Genomic DNA, 16,755 nt, shown 5'->3' on the forward strand with positions numbered 1-16,755 from the left:
ACACTCGCAACACGCCCAGCGCAGCAGTTCCCAACCCCCGTCGGAGTGCACGGTTCGATCAGTCGTTGCTCGTGGCGCCGACGATGGAGGAGAAGATCCTGTCCTGGGGTGTGGTCGGCACATGGAAGAAGCCGTTGTTGCGGCCCAGGCGCAGCACCGCCGCCTCGTCCGCCACGGCCTTGACGTCTCCCAGGTTGTGGCTGATGAGGATCACCCCGATGTCCTGTTCGCGGAGCTCGTCGACGAGGTCGAGGACATGGCCGGCCTGGGAGACACCCAGCGCCGCGGTGGGCTCGTCCAGGAGGACGGCCTTCGGCCGGCTGAGAAGCGCCCGGGAGATCGCCACGGTCTGCCGCTGGCCCGCGGACAGGGAGGCGACCGGGGCACGTACGTCGGGCACCCGGATGCCCAGTGCGTCGAGCTGCCGTCGCGCCTCCCCGCGCATGCCGTCGGTGTCCATCAACCGGAACAGACGGCCCCGGACACCGGCGCACCGCCGTTCCCGTCCCAGGAAGAGGTTCTCGGCGACATCGAGGTCGTCGCACAGCGCCAGGTTCTGGTACACGGTCGCGATGCCCAGGCGCTGAGCGATCCGGGGGGTCCTGATGTGGACGGCCTGGCCCTCCCACTCGATGACGCCCCGGTCGGCGGGGGCGACGCCCGCGATGACCTTGATGAGGGTGGACTTGCCGGCGCCGTTGTCGCCCAGCAGAGCGACAACCTCGCCTCTGCGGAGCTCCAGGTCGACATCCATGAGCGCTTGGACGGCACCGAATCGCTTGGAGATTCCGCGCAGTGACAGCAGGGGCGGCCCAGTCACGCGACTCTCACCTTCTCCGCCCGATCGCGGTGACGCCGCACCGCCTCGGTGGATCACTGATCGCCGGAACACCATCTTTCGCCGCTCCCGGGACGGCCGCAACTTCCTCAGCCGAGGCCGACACGGAGAGACTTAGGGGTATGTGCTGCGATATTTCTTAACAATCTGGACACACATGTAGACCAACAGAGACTTCCCTACGCTGAACCCGGCCGGAGGAGGGTGGCACCGATGGCGCACCATCACACCGTCCGCAAGCGCAGTCGGCTCCGGCGCCCCGGGCAAGGTGCCGCACTCCTCCTGGTGGGCGTGTTGCTGCTCGCCACCGGCTGTGGCGGGGGCCAGGACTCGGCGGGGGACGGTGGGCGGAAGGTCACGATCGGTCTGGTGACCAAGACCGAGACGAATCCGTTCTTCGTGACCATGCGCAAGGCCGCCGCGGACGCGGCGAAGAAGAACGGCGCCGAGCTCATCGCCCTGTCCGGCAGGTTCGACGGCGACAACGAGGGCCAGGTCGCCGCGGTGGAGAGTCTCGTCGCCCGCGACGTGCAGGGAATCCTGATCACACCGTCGAACACGACGGGGGTCCTGGGCGCCATCGAGGAGGCCCGGCGGCGCGGCATCCTGGTGATCGCGCTGGACAGCGCCACGGAACCGCTGGACGCCACGGACGCCACGTACGCGACCGACAACTTCAAGGCCGGACGCCTCCAGGGCGCCTACGTCAGGGCCGTACTCGCCGGCCGGGCCCCCCAGCTGCTCATGCTGGACGGCACGGAGGGCTCCTCGGTCAGCCAGGACCGGCACAACGGGTTCCTCGAGGGCTTCAAGATCAAGGACGACTCACCGGCGATCCGCGGACGGGCCAACACCAACGGCGACCGCAACATGGCGCAGACCGCGACGGAGAACCTGCTGCAGCGGACCACCGACGTGAACTCGGTCTACACCATCAACGAACCGGTGGCCGACGGCGCCTCCACGGCCATCGCCGGCCGCGGCCTCACCCGGCAGGTGACCATAGGCACCATCGACGGCGGATGCGAGGGCGTGCGGGCCGTCAGAGCCGGCAAGTACGCGGCCACCGTCATGCAGTTCCCGGTCAGGATGGCCGATCAGGGCGTGGCCGCGGTCACCGAGTTCGCCGAGAGCGGGAAGAAACCGTCCGGCTTCACGGACACGGGCACGGAACTCATCACCGACAAGCCGGTGCGGGGACTGGCGTCCCACGACACGGACTGGGGACTCCAGCACTGCTGGGGATGACCCCGGGGCGCCGACCGGTGGAAGGAACCAGTAAAGGATCATGAGATCTCCCGGTATCACCAGCCGCGCCGCCGAGAGAGAGCCGGGCACCCCGCTGCGGGAGGCGCTGCGGTACGCCCTGCGCGCACCGGCGGTCGGCCCCCTCGCCGCCCTGGCCGTCGCCGTACTGGTCTTCTCGCTCACGACGGACACGTTCATGACGCCGGGGAACCTCTCGCTGGTGCTGCAGCAGACCATCGTGATCGGCATCCTCGCGCTGGGGCAGTCCCTGATCATCCTCACCGCGGGCATCGACCTGGCGAACGGGGCCATCGCCGTGCTCGGCACGATCGTCATGGCCAAGCTCGTCTTCGAGGGCGGCGACCCCGCGGCGGCGCTGCTGCTCGGCGTGGTCGTGGCGGCCTTCCTCGGGCTCGTCAACGGCCTGCTCGTGGCCAGGGTGGGCCTGCCGCCCTTCATCGTCACCCTCGGCGCGCTGAGCGTCGTCTACGCCACGAGCAGGCTCTACTCCGACTCCCGCAGCTATCCGGTGACCAGCGATCTGCTCGACTTCTGGGGGCAGGGCGTCCACCTCGGCGGCGTACTCGTCACCTGGGGGACGTTCCTGCTGCTGGGGCTGTACGCGTTCTTCTGGTACGTGCTCACCAAGACGGGCTGGGGCCGGCACATCTACGCCGTCGGCAACGCACCCGAGTCCGCCCGTCTGACCGGCATCAACGTCCCGCGCACGGTCCTGTCGGTCTATGTCGTCGCCGGTCTCCTCTACGGCATCGCCGCCTGGGCGGCCCTCGGCCGCATCCCCAACGCCGACCCCAACGCGTACCAGGCGGCGAACCTGGAGAGCATCACCGCCGTCGTCATCGGCGGGACCAGCCTCTTCGGCGGCCGGGGAAGCGTCGTCGGAACGCTGATCGGTGCGCTCATCGTCAACGTGCTCCGCTCCGGCCTCACCCAGGCGGGCATCGACAGCCTCTATCAGGACGTCGCGACCGGGACCCTCGTCGTCGTCGCCGTCGGTGTGGACAAGGTCCTGCGCAGAGGCGGCACCCGCTGACCCGGGCGAACGACCGCCCACCGGGTGAGCCACGTTCAGCGCCGCGCGGTCAGAGGCGTACGGCGATCAGCGCGATGTCGTCGCGGGCGCCGCCACTGACCCCGAAGCGGGCCAGGAGCGCGTCCGTGAGGTGATCGGGGCCGAGGTGGGCCGAGTGGGAGAGCGCGTCGCACAGACGGTGCAGGCCCGCGTCGATGTCCTCGCCCCGGCGCTCGATGAGCCCGTCGCTGTAGAGGATGAGGGTGTCGCCGACGGCGTAGGGCACCTGCGCCTCGGTCCGGGGGACGTGCTCGGCGTGCGCGCCGAGGGGCGGGTCGGTGGCCTGGTCGAGGAGGTCACAGATGCCGCCGGGGTGCAGCAGGATCGGGGGCGGGTGGCCGGCGCTGCTGTAGGCGATCAGGCGTTCACTCGTGTGGATCACCGCGTGGACCGCGGTGGTGGTGAGCGCCCCGTCCACGCAGAGGGCGTACCGGCACAACACCTCCAGGGCCTGGGCGGGGCCCTCGACGGTACGGGTCGCGGCGCTCAGCGCGCTGCGGAGCATGCCCATGACGACGGCGGCCTCCAGGCCGTGGCCGACGACGTCGCCGACCGACACCGCGAAGGAGCCGTCGGGCAGGTCGATCACGTCGTACCAGTCGCCGCACACGTTGAGCGAACCCACGGCGGGCAGATACCGCACCCCGATGTCGGGGTGGCGGACCAGGTCCGGGGAGGTGAGCATCGCCTCCTGGAGGGTGACGGCGACCTGGCGCTCGCGGGCGTGGGCCCGGCGCAGCTCCTCGTTGAGGCGCTGCAGCTCCTGCGCCCGGGCGTACAGCTCCGCCTCGAGGGCCTCCAGTTGGACCTTCCTGCCGGAGGCCGGCGGCTCGTCGTGCGCCTCTTCCCGGCGTGAGCGGACGGAGTGGACGAACTCCGTCACGTCCTCGACCCGGTGGATGATCCAGGCGACGGTCCCGTCGGGGGCGGTGACCGGGGTGTTGATCGGGGACCACCAGCGCTCCTCGAAGGCGCCCGGCCGGTCCACGACGGGGATGTCGTACTTCTGCAGCGCCATCGTGTCGCGTTGCCGGGTGGCCAGGACCCGGTGCAGCGAGGCGCTGAGGTTGCTCACCCCGTCCGCGTCGGGGTCCGCCGGGTTGTCGGGGAAGGCGTCGAAGATGTACGTCCCGACCAGGTCGTCCCTGGTACGCCGGGTCGCCCGCAGATACGCGTCGTTGACGTCGACGATCACCAGATCCGGGCCGAGGACGAGATAGGGGCTCGGCGTGGCGGCGAACAGTGCCGCGTAGTCGATCCGCGACGCGCTTCTCGATGTCTGCATGGCTGCTGCCCGCCATCCCGGACCCCCGGATTTCCCACCTCTCAATGTACGAGCCGGGGGAGCCGGCGCACCCGGGCGCGCCTCGTGCGAGGGCACCAGAGCGCCCCCCTGCATCACGGAGAGTGACCCTCCCGATTGCGAGCGTGACTGTGCACCCGTAGCTTCAGGACGTCGGAATTATCCCGATAGTGCCGATATAAACCTGTATTGGCACTCCCGTAGTACACCGGAAGGAGCATCCATGTCGGTGATGACCGGTCCTCAGCCCCTCCAGCAGTACGGCACGCAGTTCGGCGGTCAGCAGCTGGGCGGCCAGCAGCTCGGCGGCCAGCAGCTCGGCGGCCAGCAGCTCGGCGGCCCGCAGCAGATCGCGCAGCTGGTGCAGCAGACGATCCAGCAGGCGTGCCAGCAGACGGCCCAGCAGGTCGCGCAGCAGGTGCAGCAGACGTTCCAGCAGATCCAGCAGATCCAGCAGCAGGTGCAGCAGCAGCCGGGCATGGCCCAGCAGGCGCACCCGTACCTGGCGCTGGCGCTGCACCGCTCGCTGCACGCGGGCATCCGCCACGCCGTGGAGCAGTCCGTACAGCAGGCGCTGCCCACCGCGATCGTGGGGCTGCTCCAGCAGAGCCAGCAGGGTCAGCAGGGCGCGCAGCAGTGGGGCGGCGGGTTCGGCCACCAGTACCAGCAGCCCAGCTTCGGCTACGGCCAGATGGGTCAGCCGTTCGGTATCGGCTGACCTCTAGCCAGGGCAGCGTGAAGCGGTGCGCCCGGAGCAGTACCCGGGCGCACCGCGTCACCATGGAAACGTTTCTCCGTGGAAGCGTTTCCCGGCGGAGGCGCCGACTGCCCCGTCACCCGGATCAGGAGCACGATTTACGACGTAAGCGTGGTGAAGGTGGACGTGATGGTCAAGGAAAGGCCCGGAAACAGCCGCGCGAGCGGGTCCGGGGGCGGCGCGGGGGCCGGCGGCCCCGCACCCGGACCCGTGGACAGGGAGAAGGAGCCGCGTACGAAGGGCGCGCGGTCACCGATCCAGGTGCAGCCGCGCCGGGAGCGGTACATGGTGACACCGCTGCCGCAGCATCTGCTCCCACCCGGAGTGCCCGAACTCGGCATGGACGCGGTGTGCGACCGGCTGGACCGGATGCCCGAGGTCACGGTGACCCGCAGACTCCGGCCGTCGGAGAAGCTGCAGTCGGCCGGGCTGGCCCCCTCCTGCCCGGAGATCGCGGTCGTCGAGGCACCCGAGACCCAACTGCCGGCGATGCGGACACTGCACGTGCACATCGAGCCGGACCTGCCGCTGTCCGCGGGGGGAATCCCCGCCCCGCCGGCCGCGGGGGTCCTGCCGCTGCGCGATCCGGGGCTGGTCCTGCCGCTGGAGCAGCCTGTGGAGATCTCGCTGCGCGTCTGCGGCCCGGAAGGGGAACCGCTGGCCGGCGCGGGAGTGTTCCTCATCGGGTCGTCGTGGCCCGGCCAGGGCGTCACCGGGGCCGACGGGACGGTCACCGTCACGCTGTCCTCGGACACCGTGGAGTCCGTCCAGTCCCTGTACGTCCGGCCGGTGGGCGGCTACTCCGACCGCTGGATCAACCGTCCGGAGCTGTCGGCGAGCGAGGAGAACCTCGTCACCCTCACGCCGCTGGCCAAGTTGTACCCGGGCCTGGAGGAGAGACAGCAGTACGGCTGGGGCCAGCAGGCCATGCGGCTGGACCGGCTGCCTCCCACGTTCCGCGCCTTCGGGATCCGGATCGCGCTCATCGGTTCCGGCGTCGCCGCCGAGCATCCCGACCTGAAGCAGCGGGTGCGCGGCGGGGTCGATCTCGTCCGCGGCACGGAGGAGGGCTGGGCGCACGACACGGTGGGCACCGGAACCCACGCGGCCGGCGTCATCGCCGGGGCGGACACCGGCAAGGGCGTCATCGGCACCGCCGTCGACGCCGAGATCGAGGTCTGCCAGGTGCTGCCCGGCGGCTGCTTCAGCGACCTCATCGCCGCCCTGGACCACTGCATCGAACGCGAGGTGGACGTCGCACACATCGCCGTGGCGACGCCGTACCCGTCGGCGCTGGTCTCGCGCAAACTGGCCGACGCGGGCGCGGCGGGCATCGCCTGCGTCGCCCCGGCGGGCGACTCCGGCGGACCGGTCTGCTTCCCGGCCTCCCTGCCCACCGTGTTCGCCGTGGGGGCGCTCGGGGTCTTCGGATCCTTCCCACCGGACAGCTCCCAGGCCACCCATGTGGGCCCGCCGCTGACCCCGGAAGGGCTGTTCGCCGCGCCGTTCAGCTGCTACGGCCCCGGAGTCGACGCGGCCGCCCCCGGCGTGGCCGTCCTGTCGTGCTCGCCGCAGGGCGGATACGCGGCCCTCGACGGCACCGGCACGGCCTCGGCCCACGTCGCCGGTCTCGCGGCCCTCGTCCTCGCTCACCACGAGGACTTCCACGGCCAGCTGCTGCCCCGCGGACCCGGCCGGGTGCGGCACCTGTTCGAGATCATCGCCGCCAGCTGCCGCCCGCTGGCCGCCCCCGGCACCATGGAGGCGGCACGCGTCGGACACGGCCTGCCCGACGCGCTCACCGCCCTCGGCCTGGCCCCCGGAGTGCAACTCGCTCCGGCCCTGTCCCCCTACGCCCCCTCCATGGCCGGCTAGCACAACTCGCCCGGCCCGGCCACGAACGGCGCCCGTCCCGTCGGGACGGGCGCCGTTCGGCTTGCCGCCGGGCTCGTGCACCTCGCGGTCGACGCGAGCCGGGACCGACGGCTCGCGGGAACGGGGCGGCCTCCCGGGGCTGCGCGGCGGATGACGCACCGCTTGCCTGCGCACCCTCGCGTCCGCCCCGGAACCGGTCAGCGATGCTCGGGGTTGTCCGCACCGGGGCGGCAGCCGGCGTCCCACTCCGAGCGCTGGTTGCCGTGGGCGGGGACGCCTCCGGCGCGCTTCAGCAGCGCCGCGAGGTGCATCAGGTTCCAGGTCATGAAGGAGGTGTTGCGATTGGTGAAGTCGTTCTCCGGGCCGCCCGAGCCCGGGTCGAGGTACGACGGCCCGGGACCGGCCGCGCCGATCCAGCCGGCGTCCGCCTGGGGCGGGATCGTGTAGCCGAGGTGCTGGAGGCTGTAGAGGACGTTCATCGCGCAGTGCTTCACGCCGTCCTCGTTGCCGGTGATCAGACAGCCGCCGACACGGCCGTAATAGGCGTACTGCCCTTGGGAGTTGAGGAGGCTGGAGCAGGCGTAGAGACGCTCGATCACCTTCTTCGTCACCGAGCTGTTGTCGCCGAGCCAGATCGGCCCGGCGATGACCAGGATGTCCGCGGCCATCACCCGCTCGTACAGCGCGGGCCACTCGTCCGCCACGAAGCCGTGCTCGGTCATGTCGGGGTGGACGCCGGGCGCGATGTCGTGGTCGACGGCACGGATCTCGGACGTGGTGACCCCGCACGACATCATGATCGCCGCGCTCCTGTCGATCAGGCCCTGGGTGTGGCTGAGCTGCGGGGACGGCTTGAGGGTGCAGTTGATGTACAGGGCGGTCAGGTCGTCGTAGCGGTACGCGGCATCGCCCGGGACGTCGGCGGAGGGTGGGGTGGTCATGGGGGCAGCGTCTCGCGGGAAGCCCGGTTTGTCCCGGTCCGACGCACCCGCGCAGGCCTTACGGAGTCATGACGTACGGGCGCGGTCCCGTGGCGCGGCGGCGGTGCGGATCTAGCGTGACCGTATGCGTGTACTGGTCACCGGCGGTGCCGGGTTCATCGGGTCCCATGTCGTCACCGCGCTCAGGGAGCGCGGGCACGAGCCGCTCGTGTTCGACGTGCGGGAGGATCCCGGCGCCGATGTGCGGGACAGGGCCGCCGTCGCGGGCGCCCTGCCCGGCGTGGACGCCGTGTGCCACCAGGCCGCGATGGTCGGGCTCGGCAACGGAGTCGCCGACGCGGCGGAGTACGTCTCGCACAACGACCTGGGTACGGCCGTCCTGCTCGCCGCCATGGCGGAGGCAGGCGTACGGCATCTGGTGCTGGCCGGGTCGATGGTGGTCTACGGGGAGGGGCGGTACGAGTGCCCGCGGCACGGGGTCGTACGGCCCGGGCCGCGTGCCGTCGCCGACCTCGAGGCGGGCCGGTTCGAGCCCGCGTGCCCGGTGTGCGGGCAGGACCTCTCCCCCGGGCTGGTCGGTGAGGACGCCCCGGCCGATCCCCGGAACGTGTACGCGACGACCAAGCTCGCCCAGGAGCATCTGGCCGCCGCCTGGGCCCGCTGCACCGGCGGATCGGCGGTGTCGCTGCGCTACCACAACGTGTACGGGCCGGGGATGCCGCGCGACACCCCGTACGCCGGTGTGGCCTCCTTCTTCCGCTCGGCGCTCGCCCGGGGCGAGGCGCCGCGCGTCTTCGAGGACGGGCGGCAGCGCAGGGACTTCGTGCACGTCCGGGACGTGGCGGCGGCGGGCGCGGTGGCGCTGGAGGCGGCGGCCGCCCGGGGTGTGCTCACGGCGTACAACACGGGCAGCGGTGACCCGCACACCGTCGGCGAGATGGCACGGGCGCTGGCCGCCGCGTACGGCGGACCCGAGCCCGTCGTCACCGGCGAGTACCGGCTGGGGGACGTCCGGCACATCACCGCGGACTCCTCGCGGCTGCGGGCCGAGCTGGGGTGGAAGCCGGAGGTCGGGTTCGAGCCGGGGATGGCGGAATTCGCGCGGGCCGGCATGCGGGGCGCATAGCCCCCTGCCGGTCGCGGTGGACCGGTGGTGCTGCCCGCATTCAGGAAGCGGCGACGGGCAGCACCACCTCAAAACGGCAACCGCCGGGAATGTTGCGTACGGTGGCGCTGCCCTGATGGGCCTCCACGATCCCCCGGACGATGGCGAGGCCCAGGCCCGCGCCGGCCGGAGGCGTCCGGGCGTGCGTGCCGCGCCAGCCGGTGTCGAAGACGCGCGGCAGATCCTCGGGCGGGATGCCGCCGCAGCCGTCCGTCACCGACAGCACCACGCCCTCGGGGGAGCGCTCCGCGGCGATGGCGACCGTGCCGTCGGCCGGGGTCCGGCGGATGGCGTTGACCAGCAGGTTGCCCAGTACGCGGCTCATCTCCCTGCCGTCCACCTCCACCGGCACCGGCTCGATCCGGCCTCCCACCAGCCGCACCCCGCGTTCCCGGGCGAGCGGATCGGCTCCCGCCAGCGCGTCGCCGACCAGGTCGTAGAGGGAGATCCGGGTGGGCGTCAGGGGCAGGGTGCCGGCGTGGATGCGGGAGAGTTCGAAGAGGTCGCCGACCATGTCGTTGAGGCGTTCCACCTCGGTGCGCATCTGCTTCAGGTAGCGGTCGGGGTCGGCGGCGACGCCGTCCTCCAGGGCCTCCGACATGGCGCGCAGTCCGGCCAGCGGGGTGCGCAGGTCGTGCGAGATCCAGGCGACGAGTTCCCGCCGGGAGGTCTCCAGCGCGCGTTCCCGCGCACGGGATTCGGCGAGTCTGGCGCCGGTGGCCGCCAACTCGCGGCTCAGGAACTCCAGTTCGGCGGTCGCCGGGCCGTCGGGGGCGGCGAAGTCGCCGTCGTCGCCGAAGGAGCGTGCGGCCACGGCGAGTTCGCGGCTGCGGGCCACGACCCAGCGGCCCAGCAGCAGCGCGGTGGCCAGGGAGACGACGGCCGCCATGGCGACGACGGTCGTGACGACGGTCAGGTCGTGCGACGAGAGGAACATCGCCCAGGCCACGGCGAGCGTGCCCGCGAGCATCGCGACGACCCCGACCGCCGCGACCACGGTGAGCGAGGCGGTGAGCGAGCGGCGCCGGATCAGACGCAGTACGCCCGCTCCGACCAGGCCGCTGGCGGCGGCGCCGGCGAAGGCGTACAGGGCGATGAGAAGGGTGTCACGCACAGCCGGTCTCCTCCTGTGCGGCCTGCCCGGTGGGGTCGAAGCGGTAGCCGACGCCCCACACGGTCTGGATCAGGCGGGGCCGGGCCGGGTCGTCCTCGACCTTGCCGCGCAGGCGGCGGACGTGGACCGTGACGGTCGACAGGTCGCCGAAGTCCCATCCCCACACCTCGCGCATCAGGTCCTCGCGGCTGCAGGCCCGCCCCGGATTGCGCAGGAAGAAGGAGAGCAGGTCGAACTCGCGGAGGGTGAGGGCGAGTTCGGTGTCGTTCTTGGTGGCCCGGCGGGCCGCCGGGTCGACGGTCAGGCCGGCCGCCCCCAGCCGGTGCCCGATGGCGGCGGGGCGGCTGCGGCGCAGCACCGACTCCACGCGCAGCACCAGCTCGCGGGGGCTGAAGGGCTTGGTGACGTAGTCGTCGGCGCCGACTTCCAGGCCCAGGATGCGGTCGTCCTCGTCGCCTCGGGCGGTGAGCATGATGACCGGCACGGGGCCGTGACCGCGGATCCGCCGGCACACCTCCAGACCGTCCATGCCGGGCAGCATCAGGTCGAGCACGACCAGGTCCGGCCGGTGCGCGGCGGCACGGGTGAGGGCCGTCGGTCCGTCGTCGGCGCGGTCGACGGCGTAACCGGCGCGGTCCAGATACCCGGCGACGACCTCGGCGACGGTCGGATCGTCGTCGACGACCAGGATCCGGGGGGACCCGCCGGCGGCTTGTGCCCGCAGGGGCTCGTACGGCTGCTGCTGCATGCCCCCCAGCCTGGCACCGCGCGGCCGCCGGTGCCTCGCCCGAGCACCGCCCTGGCCTCTGACGTCCGCGTTTCGTAAGGACCAGGAGTCCGATATGCCCGGTTTGCATTCGTAGGGTGAGGACCGTGACGACGACATCCTCAGACGTCGACGTGGTGCTGCCCTGTCTCGACGAGGCCCAGGCCCTGCCCTGGGTCCTCGAACGGATCCCGCCGGGCTGGCGCGCCCTCGTCGTCGACAACGGTTCCACCGACGGCTCTGCCGCGGTCGCCCGCGCGTACGGCGCGACCGTCGTGACCGAGCCGCGCCGGGGCTTCGGCGCCGCCTGCCACGCCGGGTTGACCGCCGCCACCGCCGACGTGGTGTGCTTCTGCGACTGCGACGCCACCCTCGACCCGTCGCTCCTCGTCCCCTTCGTCCGCGAAGTGCGGGGCGGCGAGGCCGACCTGGTGCTCGGCCGGCGGCGTCCGCAGGGCCGGGGCGCGTGGCCCGCGCACGCCCGGGCCGGCAACCTCGCGCTCGCGCGGATGCTGCGCCGCCGCACCGGGCTGCGCCTGCACGACCTCGGTCCCCTGCGCGCCGCCCGCCGCGAGCCGTTGCTCGCTCTCGGCCTCACCGACCGGCGCAGCGGCTATCCGCTCCAGATGGTCGTCCGCGCGGCCGACGCCGGCTGGCGGATCGCCGAGCACGACGTGCCGTACCTGCCGCGCGCCGGAGCCTCGAAGGTGACGGGCACCTGGCGCGGCACCTGGCAGGCCGTACGGGACATGAGCCGCGTGCTGAGCGAGACACCCGCGCACGGAGGAGGAACCGTCCGTTGAGCCCCCTGAGTCCCTCCAGTCCGTTGCCCGCGCTCCTCGTCATCGCCAAGGAGCCACGGCCGGGACGGGTGAAGACCCGGCTCACCCCGCCCTTCACGCCCGGGGAAGCGGCGGAGCTTGCCGAGGCGGCCCTCGCGGACACGCTGCACGCCGTGGCGGCCACGCCCGCCTCCCGGCGCGTCCTCGTCCTCGACGGCGCCCCCGGCCCCTGGCTTCCGCCCGGCTTCGACGTCGTACCGCAGTGCGCGGGCGGGCTGGACGAGCGGCTGGCGGACGCCTTCGCGCGCTGCGACGGCCCGGCCCTGCTCATCGGCATGGACACCCCCCAGGTGACACCGGAACTGCTCACCGTGGACTTCACCGACTGCGACGCGTGGTTCGGCCCGGCCGAGGACGGTGGCTTCTGGGCCCTCGGCCTGGCCGAGCCCGATCCCGCCCTGCTGCGGGGCGTGCCCATGTCGACCTCCACGACGGGAGCGGTCCAACGAGGCCGGCTCACCGCCGCCGGTCTGCGGGTGCGCGATCTGCCGTGCCTGCGCGACGTCGACACCGCCGCCGACGCCCACGCCGTCGCCGCCCTGGCCCCACAGGGAGGCTTCGCGGCGCGGCTTGCCCGGTGTACGGCGGTGCCGGGGCCAAAGTCGCGGCCGGTCACCGGGCCGGACACGCGGCCGTACTCGCTGCGGGCGGCCGGGCCGCACGCACGGCCGATCAGGGAACCGTACCCGCAACCGGGAACGGGGCCGGACACCCGACCGGACCCGCAGTCGGCCACGGGGCCGGACTCCAAACCGAACTCCCCACGGGACGGCGGACCGGACTCCCCCCAGGACGCGCGACGAAATCGCCCAACAGCCGGCGCACCGGACTCCCCCCAAGACGCGCGACGAAACCGCCCACCGGCCGCCGCACCGCACTCCCCACCCGACACGCGAGGGGACGCTCCACCCGACGCGCGGCCGGGCTCTCCTCGGGTATCCCGGCCTGTCGCCGCGGAGCCGACCCCGCGCCCGGTCTTCCCCCGGTGAGCCGCGCGCCCGCCACCGCCCTCGCCTGGGCGGCCGCCGACCCCTACGCCGCCGCCCTGCGCGCCGGCCACGGCCCGCTGTTCCTGCGCCGCGCCGACGGCTGGCTGCTGCCGCTGGAGGTGGAGCGCTGGTGCGCCGGCGCCGACGTGGTCGACCGGGACGTGCTGGACCGGTGCGAGGGAACCGTGCTGGACGTGGGGTGCGGGCCCGGGCGGCTGGTGGCGGAACTCGCCGCCCGGGGCCGGGCCGTCCTCGGCATCGACGTCAGCGAGGCCGCCGTCGACCACACCGTGCGGCTCGGGGGTCAGGCGCTGAGGCGCTCGGTCTTCGAGCCGCTGCCCGGCGAGGGCCGCTGGGACACCGTCCTGCTCATGGACGGCAACGTCGGCATCGGCGGCGATCCACGCGCCCTGCTGGACCGGGTGGCCGGGCTCCTGCGCCCCGGCGGCCTGCTGATCGCCGAGACCGCCCCGGTGGACGTCGACGAGCGCTCCGAGGTGCGGGTCGTCGACCTCACCGACGGCGGTGCGACCGCCGCCCCCTTCCCCTGGGCACGGCTCGGCACGCGGGCCCTGCTCCGGTACGCACGGGGCTGGAAGCAGGACGATCAGTGGACGGCCGGCGGACGGCGCTTCGCCGCCCTGCGCAACCGCAGCAGTCGCAGCGCCAGCAGCAGCGCCGAGCCACCGAACAGGACGGCGGTGATCAGCAGCCAGCGGGCGAGGAACACGTCCGCCGGCAACCCGGTGCCGAACCGGTAGCGCCGCTCCACCATGCCGCTGATCAACGGGAACCACACGAGCAGGAGCAGCCCGGACAGGGCCGCCGGCACGCGCACGTACGGCACCCACTCCCGCCGCCGGGCCGCTCCCAGGCCTCGTACGACCGCCCGGTCCACGGCCGCGTACAACGGCAGCAGCACGAGGTCGTGCAGCAGTGCCGCCCCCACGAGCCAGAGCACCACGCCGAACCAGTCGTCGGCGAGGAGGCGCACGCCCGCGTAGGCGGCGAGCGCGAACGAGCAGACGAGGAGGAGAAGGTGGAAGGGACTCCCGACAGGGATCCGCAGCCGGCGCATCACAGGTCTCCGAACGTCATCCGGGCCACCCACTTGGTGTTGAGCACACCGGGCGCCGCGGGCACGATGATCCGCGCCGGGTAGCCGTGGTCGGGGGACAGCTCCTCGCCGTTGACGTACAGGGCGAGCAGGGAACGCGGGTCGGCCACCTGGTTCGCGCGCAGGGCGGCGCGCCGGAAGGCGCCGTGCCGCTGGAGGGACTCGACGAACACGTCCGGCAGGTTGCCCTCGTCGTACCCGACGAGCGCCGCGAGGTCGCGCAGCCGCACCCCGCGCCACCACTGGTCCGACGTCGACCAGCCTTCCACGCAGGCGATGGGCAGGGCCGCGCTGTGCAGGGGGAGTCGGAGCAGTTCGTCCCGGCGGAGGCGGACCGTGCCCGTGCGCCCCGTCACGACGAGCCGCCACGCGTCCTCACGCGTCTCCGCGGCGACGATCCCGGCGTACCCGGCGGTCTTGTTGATCTGGAAGCCGTTCGGGCCGCTGCCGGGATCGCCGCCGCCGTGCGGGGCGAGGAGGGCGGTGCGCCGGAGCGGGCCGCCGAAGTTCTGCCCCACCGTCGTCACGAACAGCAGCAGCGCGCCGCCCCCCACGAACCACAGGGCACCCCGCCGGGAGACGGTCGGCTCGGCGGGGCGCGGGGACACCAGGTCGTTCTTCTCCTCCCGCAGGCGCCGCAGGTTGCGCAGCGCCGTGGGCATCTTCAGGAGCGCGTGGGCGACGAACGCGGCGAAGAACACCCACGCCCCGTAGAAGTGCAGCGGATAGAAGGAGCCGGGGAAGACGTAGTCGAGCTGGACGTTGAGCACACCCGTCACGAACTCGAACAGCCCGCCGCCGACCAACAGCAGCAGTGAGATCCGCTCCAGGGCGTGCGTGAGCGAGCGGGCCGGGGGCAGCGCGAACAGCCTCGGCACCACGGACCACAGCTTGGCGAGCAGGACGGGGATCAGGGTGATGCCGAGGGTGACGTGGACGCCCTGGTTGAGCCGGTACAGCCAGTGCGGGTTCGTCGGCCAGGCGAAGAGGTAGAAGCCGAGGATCCCCTTGTCCGGGGTCTTGTCGTTCACCGGCGACAGGTCCGGGTTGTAGGCGGCGTACGAGACCAGGCCCGTCACGAAGAGCACGGTGATGCCGACGAGCAGGACGAGGCCCAGCACAGAGGTGAACCAGGGGCCGCGCAGGGGGCTGCGCCAGAAACCGGGGGACGTGGGGAGCCGCGGATCGCGTGGATCGTCTCGCATGAGCCGACCGTAGGCCGGGACCACCCCGGGAAAGGGCGCTCGACCCATGACGAAACGCTGACATCGGGCCCGGACGGCGGTCCGTGACCGTCCGCGCGGCCTAGCGTGCCGATGTGATCCGCACCCTGCCCTCCGCCGAGCCGGACGCCACGCACTCCCGAGTGCCCCGCGGCCTCCGCCGTGATCTGTACACCGCCGGTGCCGCCGTGCTGCTCGTGACGGCGGCCGTGCTGGTCGGCCGCCACATCCAGGGGACCAGCCGTACGCTGTTCGTCCACTGGCCCCCGCTGCTGGCGTCCTGGGAACCCCACCTGGGCCCCGGCACTCCGGCGGCCGTCCTCGTGGCGATCGCCACCGTGGCGTACGGCCCCACCCTCGCGGCCCGTCTCCCCTGGCGGGCCCTGCTGCCGGCGACATGGGGGGCGGCCACGGCGTGGATCTTCTCCCTGGCCCTGGTCGACGGCTGGCACCGGGGCGTCGCGGGCAGGCTCACCACCCGCCACGAGTACCTCCAGGTCGTCGACCGCTTCCACGACATCCCGGCAGCCCTGCGGGACTTCTCCCAGCACATCCTTCTGCACTCCCCCGACAACTGGCCCGCCCACATCGCCGGACACCCGCCCGCCGCCACCCTCACCTTCGTCCTGCTCGACCGGATCGGGCTGGGGGGCGGGGGCTGGGCCGGGGTGTGGTGCATCACCGTCGGGGCGACGGCCTGCCTGGCCGTGCTGGTCACCATCCGGGCCCTGGCCGGCGAGGCACTCGCGCGCAGGGCGGCGCCCTACCTCGTCCTGGCCCCGGCCGCCGTGTGGATGGGCACCTCGGCCGACGCCTACTTCGCGGCGGTGGCGGCGTGGGCGGTGGCGCTGCTGGCGCTGGCGGTCACCGGACGGTCCCTGCTGTGGATGGGGGCGTCCGGTCTGCTGCTCGGCCTGACCTGCTACCTGTCGTACGGCCTCACGCTCGTCGCACTGATCGCGGCGGCGGTGCTGACGCTCGGCCGGCACGGGATCCGGGGACGCCCGGCCCTGCTGGTGCCGCTGCTCGCCGGGCCGGCCGTGGTCCCGACGGCGTTCACGCTCGCCGGGTTCGACTGGTGGGAGGCGTACCGCCTGCTGGTCACGCGCTACCACCAGGGGGTGGGCGGCATCCGTCCCTACGGCTACTGGGTGTGGGCCAACCTGGCCTGCACGGTGCTCATCACGGGCCTGGCGACGGCGGCGGGGCTGCGGCGGGCCGGCGCGGTGATCGTCCGGCACCGCGGCGACCTCCCCGACCGGACCGCCGAGGTTCGCCTCGCGCTCCTCGTGTCCGCCGCCCTCCTCGCCCTGCTGGTCGCCGACCTGTCCGGCATGAGCAAGGCGGAGACGGAACGCATCTGGCTCCCCTTCGCGATGTGGCTGCTCCCGGCCTGTGCGTTCCTCACTCGTCCGCGTGCCTGGCTGACGGCCCAGGCGCTGCTCGCGCTGCTCCTGAACCACCTGCTGTTCACCGGGTGGTGA

14 protein-coding genes and 1 pseudogene are annotated in these 16,755 nt (G+C 72.8%); 9 read left to right on the top strand and 6 right to left on the bottom strand.

What is annotated here, in order from left to right; translation table 11 throughout:
* Positions 1-58: 58 nt before the first annotated feature.
* Positions 59-820, bottom strand: a complete 762-nt coding sequence (locus ACPT94_RS15885) for an ATP-binding cassette domain-containing protein (RefSeq protein ID WP_360345961.1) — start codon at positions 818-820, stop codon at positions 59-61.
* Positions 821-1,051: 231 nt separating this feature from the next.
* Between ACPT94_RS15885 and ACPT94_RS15890 the strand changes: the two genes are divergently transcribed.
* Both ACPT94_RS15890 and ACPT94_RS15895 read left to right on the top strand, forming a co-directional pair.
* Entirely contained in the window at positions 1,052-2,086 is a 1,035-nt protein-coding gene (locus ACPT94_RS15890; RefSeq protein WP_425246095.1) for a substrate-binding domain-containing protein, read from the top strand.
* A 40-nt stretch (positions 2,087-2,126) separates the two neighbouring features.
* The gene (locus tag ACPT94_RS15895; protein ID WP_360345957.1) at positions 2,127-3,140 is read left to right on the top strand and encodes an ABC transporter permease; all 1,014 of its coding nucleotides are present in this window, start codon (positions 2,127-2,129) and stop codon (positions 3,138-3,140) included.
* A 49-nt stretch (positions 3,141-3,189) separates the two neighbouring features.
* On the opposite strand, the gene ACPT94_RS15900 is transcribed toward ACPT94_RS15895, so the two are convergent.
* Positions 3,190-4,464, bottom strand: a complete 1,275-nt coding sequence (locus ACPT94_RS15900; RefSeq protein WP_425246096.1) for a PP2C family protein-serine/threonine phosphatase — start codon at positions 4,462-4,464, stop codon at positions 3,190-3,192.
* Between the two features lie 241 nt (positions 4,465-4,705).
* Here ACPT94_RS15900 and ACPT94_RS15905 point away from each other — a divergent pair, with 241 nt between their 5' ends.
* Together ACPT94_RS15905 and ACPT94_RS15910 are read left to right on the top strand one after the other, a co-directional pair.
* Positions 4,706-5,200 carry a hypothetical protein gene (locus ACPT94_RS15905; RefSeq protein ID WP_360345955.1) on the top strand — a complete coding sequence of 165 codons (495 nt, stop codon included), beginning with the start codon at positions 4,706-4,708 and terminating at the stop codon, positions 5,198-5,200.
* 324 nt (positions 5,201-5,524) lie between these two features.
* On the top strand, positions 5,525-7,114 hold the full coding sequence (locus ACPT94_RS15910) for a S8 family serine peptidase (RefSeq protein WP_425246097.1): 1,590 nt from the start codon (positions 5,525-5,527) through the stop codon (positions 7,112-7,114).
* A 197-nt stretch (positions 7,115-7,311) separates the two neighbouring features.
* Here ACPT94_RS15910 and ACPT94_RS15915 read toward each other — a convergent pair whose 3' ends face one another.
* Complete coding sequence (locus ACPT94_RS15915; RefSeq protein WP_425246098.1) at positions 7,312-8,055, bottom strand: flavodoxin family protein; 744 nt, start codon at positions 8,053-8,055, stop codon at positions 7,312-7,314.
* Between the two features lie 124 nt (positions 8,056-8,179).
* Between ACPT94_RS15915 and ACPT94_RS15920 the strand changes: the two genes are divergently transcribed.
* Positions 8,180-9,181, top strand: a complete 1,002-nt coding sequence (locus ACPT94_RS15920) for an NAD-dependent epimerase/dehydratase family protein (protein ID WP_425246099.1) — start codon at positions 8,180-8,182, stop codon at positions 9,179-9,181.
* Between the two features lie 40 nt (positions 9,182-9,221).
* Here the strand turns inward: ACPT94_RS15920 and ACPT94_RS15925 are convergent, their stop codons facing one another.
* The gene (locus ACPT94_RS15925; RefSeq protein WP_425246100.1) at positions 9,222-10,334 is read right to left on the bottom strand and encodes a sensor histidine kinase; all 1,113 of its coding nucleotides are present in this window, start codon (positions 10,332-10,334) and stop codon (positions 9,222-9,224) included.
* On the bottom strand, positions 10,327-11,082 hold the full coding sequence (locus ACPT94_RS15930) for a response regulator transcription factor (protein ID WP_425246101.1): 756 nt from the start codon (positions 11,080-11,082) through the stop codon (positions 10,327-10,329). Before ACPT94_RS15930 ends, ACPT94_RS15925 begins: the two co-directional genes overlap by 8 nt.
* Before the next feature lie 116 nt (positions 11,083-11,198).
* On the opposite strand from ACPT94_RS15930, the gene ACPT94_RS15935 reads away from it, so the two are divergent.
* From ACPT94_RS15935 to ACPT94_RS15945, 3 genes and pseudogenes are all read left to right on the top strand, one after another.
* Complete coding sequence (locus ACPT94_RS15935; protein ID WP_425246102.1) at positions 11,199-11,903, top strand: glycosyltransferase family 2 protein; 705 nt, start codon at positions 11,199-11,201, stop codon at positions 11,901-11,903.
* A gap of 23 nt (positions 11,904-11,926) precedes the next feature.
* Positions 11,927-12,529: pseudogene (locus tag ACPT94_RS15940) on the top strand (TIGR04282 family arsenosugar biosynthesis glycosyltransferase); the annotation flags it as partial.
* Between the two features lie 398 nt (positions 12,530-12,927).
* A complete protein-coding gene (locus tag ACPT94_RS15945; RefSeq protein WP_360345941.1) occupies positions 12,928-13,692 on the top strand; it encodes a class I SAM-dependent methyltransferase in 765 nt (254 codons plus the stop codon).
* 316 nt (positions 13,693-14,008) lie between these two features.
* Here ACPT94_RS15945 and ACPT94_RS15950 read toward each other — a convergent pair whose 3' ends face one another.
* Entirely contained in the window at positions 14,009-15,253 is a 1,245-nt protein-coding gene (locus ACPT94_RS15950) for a molybdopterin-dependent oxidoreductase (protein WP_425246103.1), read from the bottom strand.
* A 113-nt stretch (positions 15,254-15,366) separates the two neighbouring features.
* Here ACPT94_RS15950 and ACPT94_RS15955 point away from each other — a divergent pair, with 113 nt between their 5' ends.
* Positions 15,367-16,755: a hypothetical protein gene (locus tag ACPT94_RS15955; RefSeq protein ID WP_425246104.1), complete on the top strand. Its 1,389-nt coding sequence runs from the start codon at positions 15,367-15,369 to the stop codon at positions 16,753-16,755.

Source organism: Streptomyces aurantiaciflavus (genome assembly GCF_049808595.1).
Taxonomy (GTDB): Bacteria; Actinomycetota; Actinomycetes; order Streptomycetales; family Streptomycetaceae; genus Streptomyces.

What these genes read in the sequence shown, in the direction of transcription:
- ACPT94_RS15900 (WP_425246096.1), bottom strand. Translation starts at nt 4,464, where the DNA reads ATGCAGACATCGAGAAGCGCGTCGCGGATCGACTACGCGGCACTGTTC.
- ACPT94_RS15930 (WP_425246101.1), bottom strand. Translation starts at nt 11,082, where the DNA reads ATGCAGCAGCAGCCGTACGAGCCCCTGCGGGCACAAGCCGCCGGCGGG.
- ACPT94_RS15910 (WP_425246097.1), top strand. Translation starts at nt 5,525, where the DNA reads ATGGTGACACCGCTGCCGCAGCATCTGCTCCCACCCGGAGTGCCCGAA.
- ACPT94_RS15950 (WP_425246103.1), bottom strand. Translation starts at nt 15,253, where the DNA reads ATGCGAGACGATCCACGCGATCCGCGGCTCCCCACGTCCCCCGGTTTC.
- ACPT94_RS15895 (WP_360345957.1), top strand. Translation starts at nt 2,127, where the DNA reads ATGAGATCTCCCGGTATCACCAGCCGCGCCGCCGAGAGAGAGCCGGGC.
- ACPT94_RS15920 (WP_425246099.1), top strand. Translation starts at nt 8,180, where the DNA reads ATGCGTGTACTGGTCACCGGCGGTGCCGGGTTCATCGGGTCCCATGTC.
- ACPT94_RS15905 (WP_360345955.1), top strand. Translation starts at nt 4,706, where the DNA reads ATGTCGGTGATGACCGGTCCTCAGCCCCTCCAGCAGTACGGCACGCAG.
- ACPT94_RS15915 (WP_425246098.1), bottom strand. Translation starts at nt 8,055, where the DNA reads ATGACCACCCCACCCTCCGCCGACGTCCCGGGCGATGCCGCGTACCGC.
- ACPT94_RS15890 (WP_425246095.1), top strand. Translation starts at nt 1,052, where the DNA reads ATGGCGCACCATCACACCGTCCGCAAGCGCAGTCGGCTCCGGCGCCCC.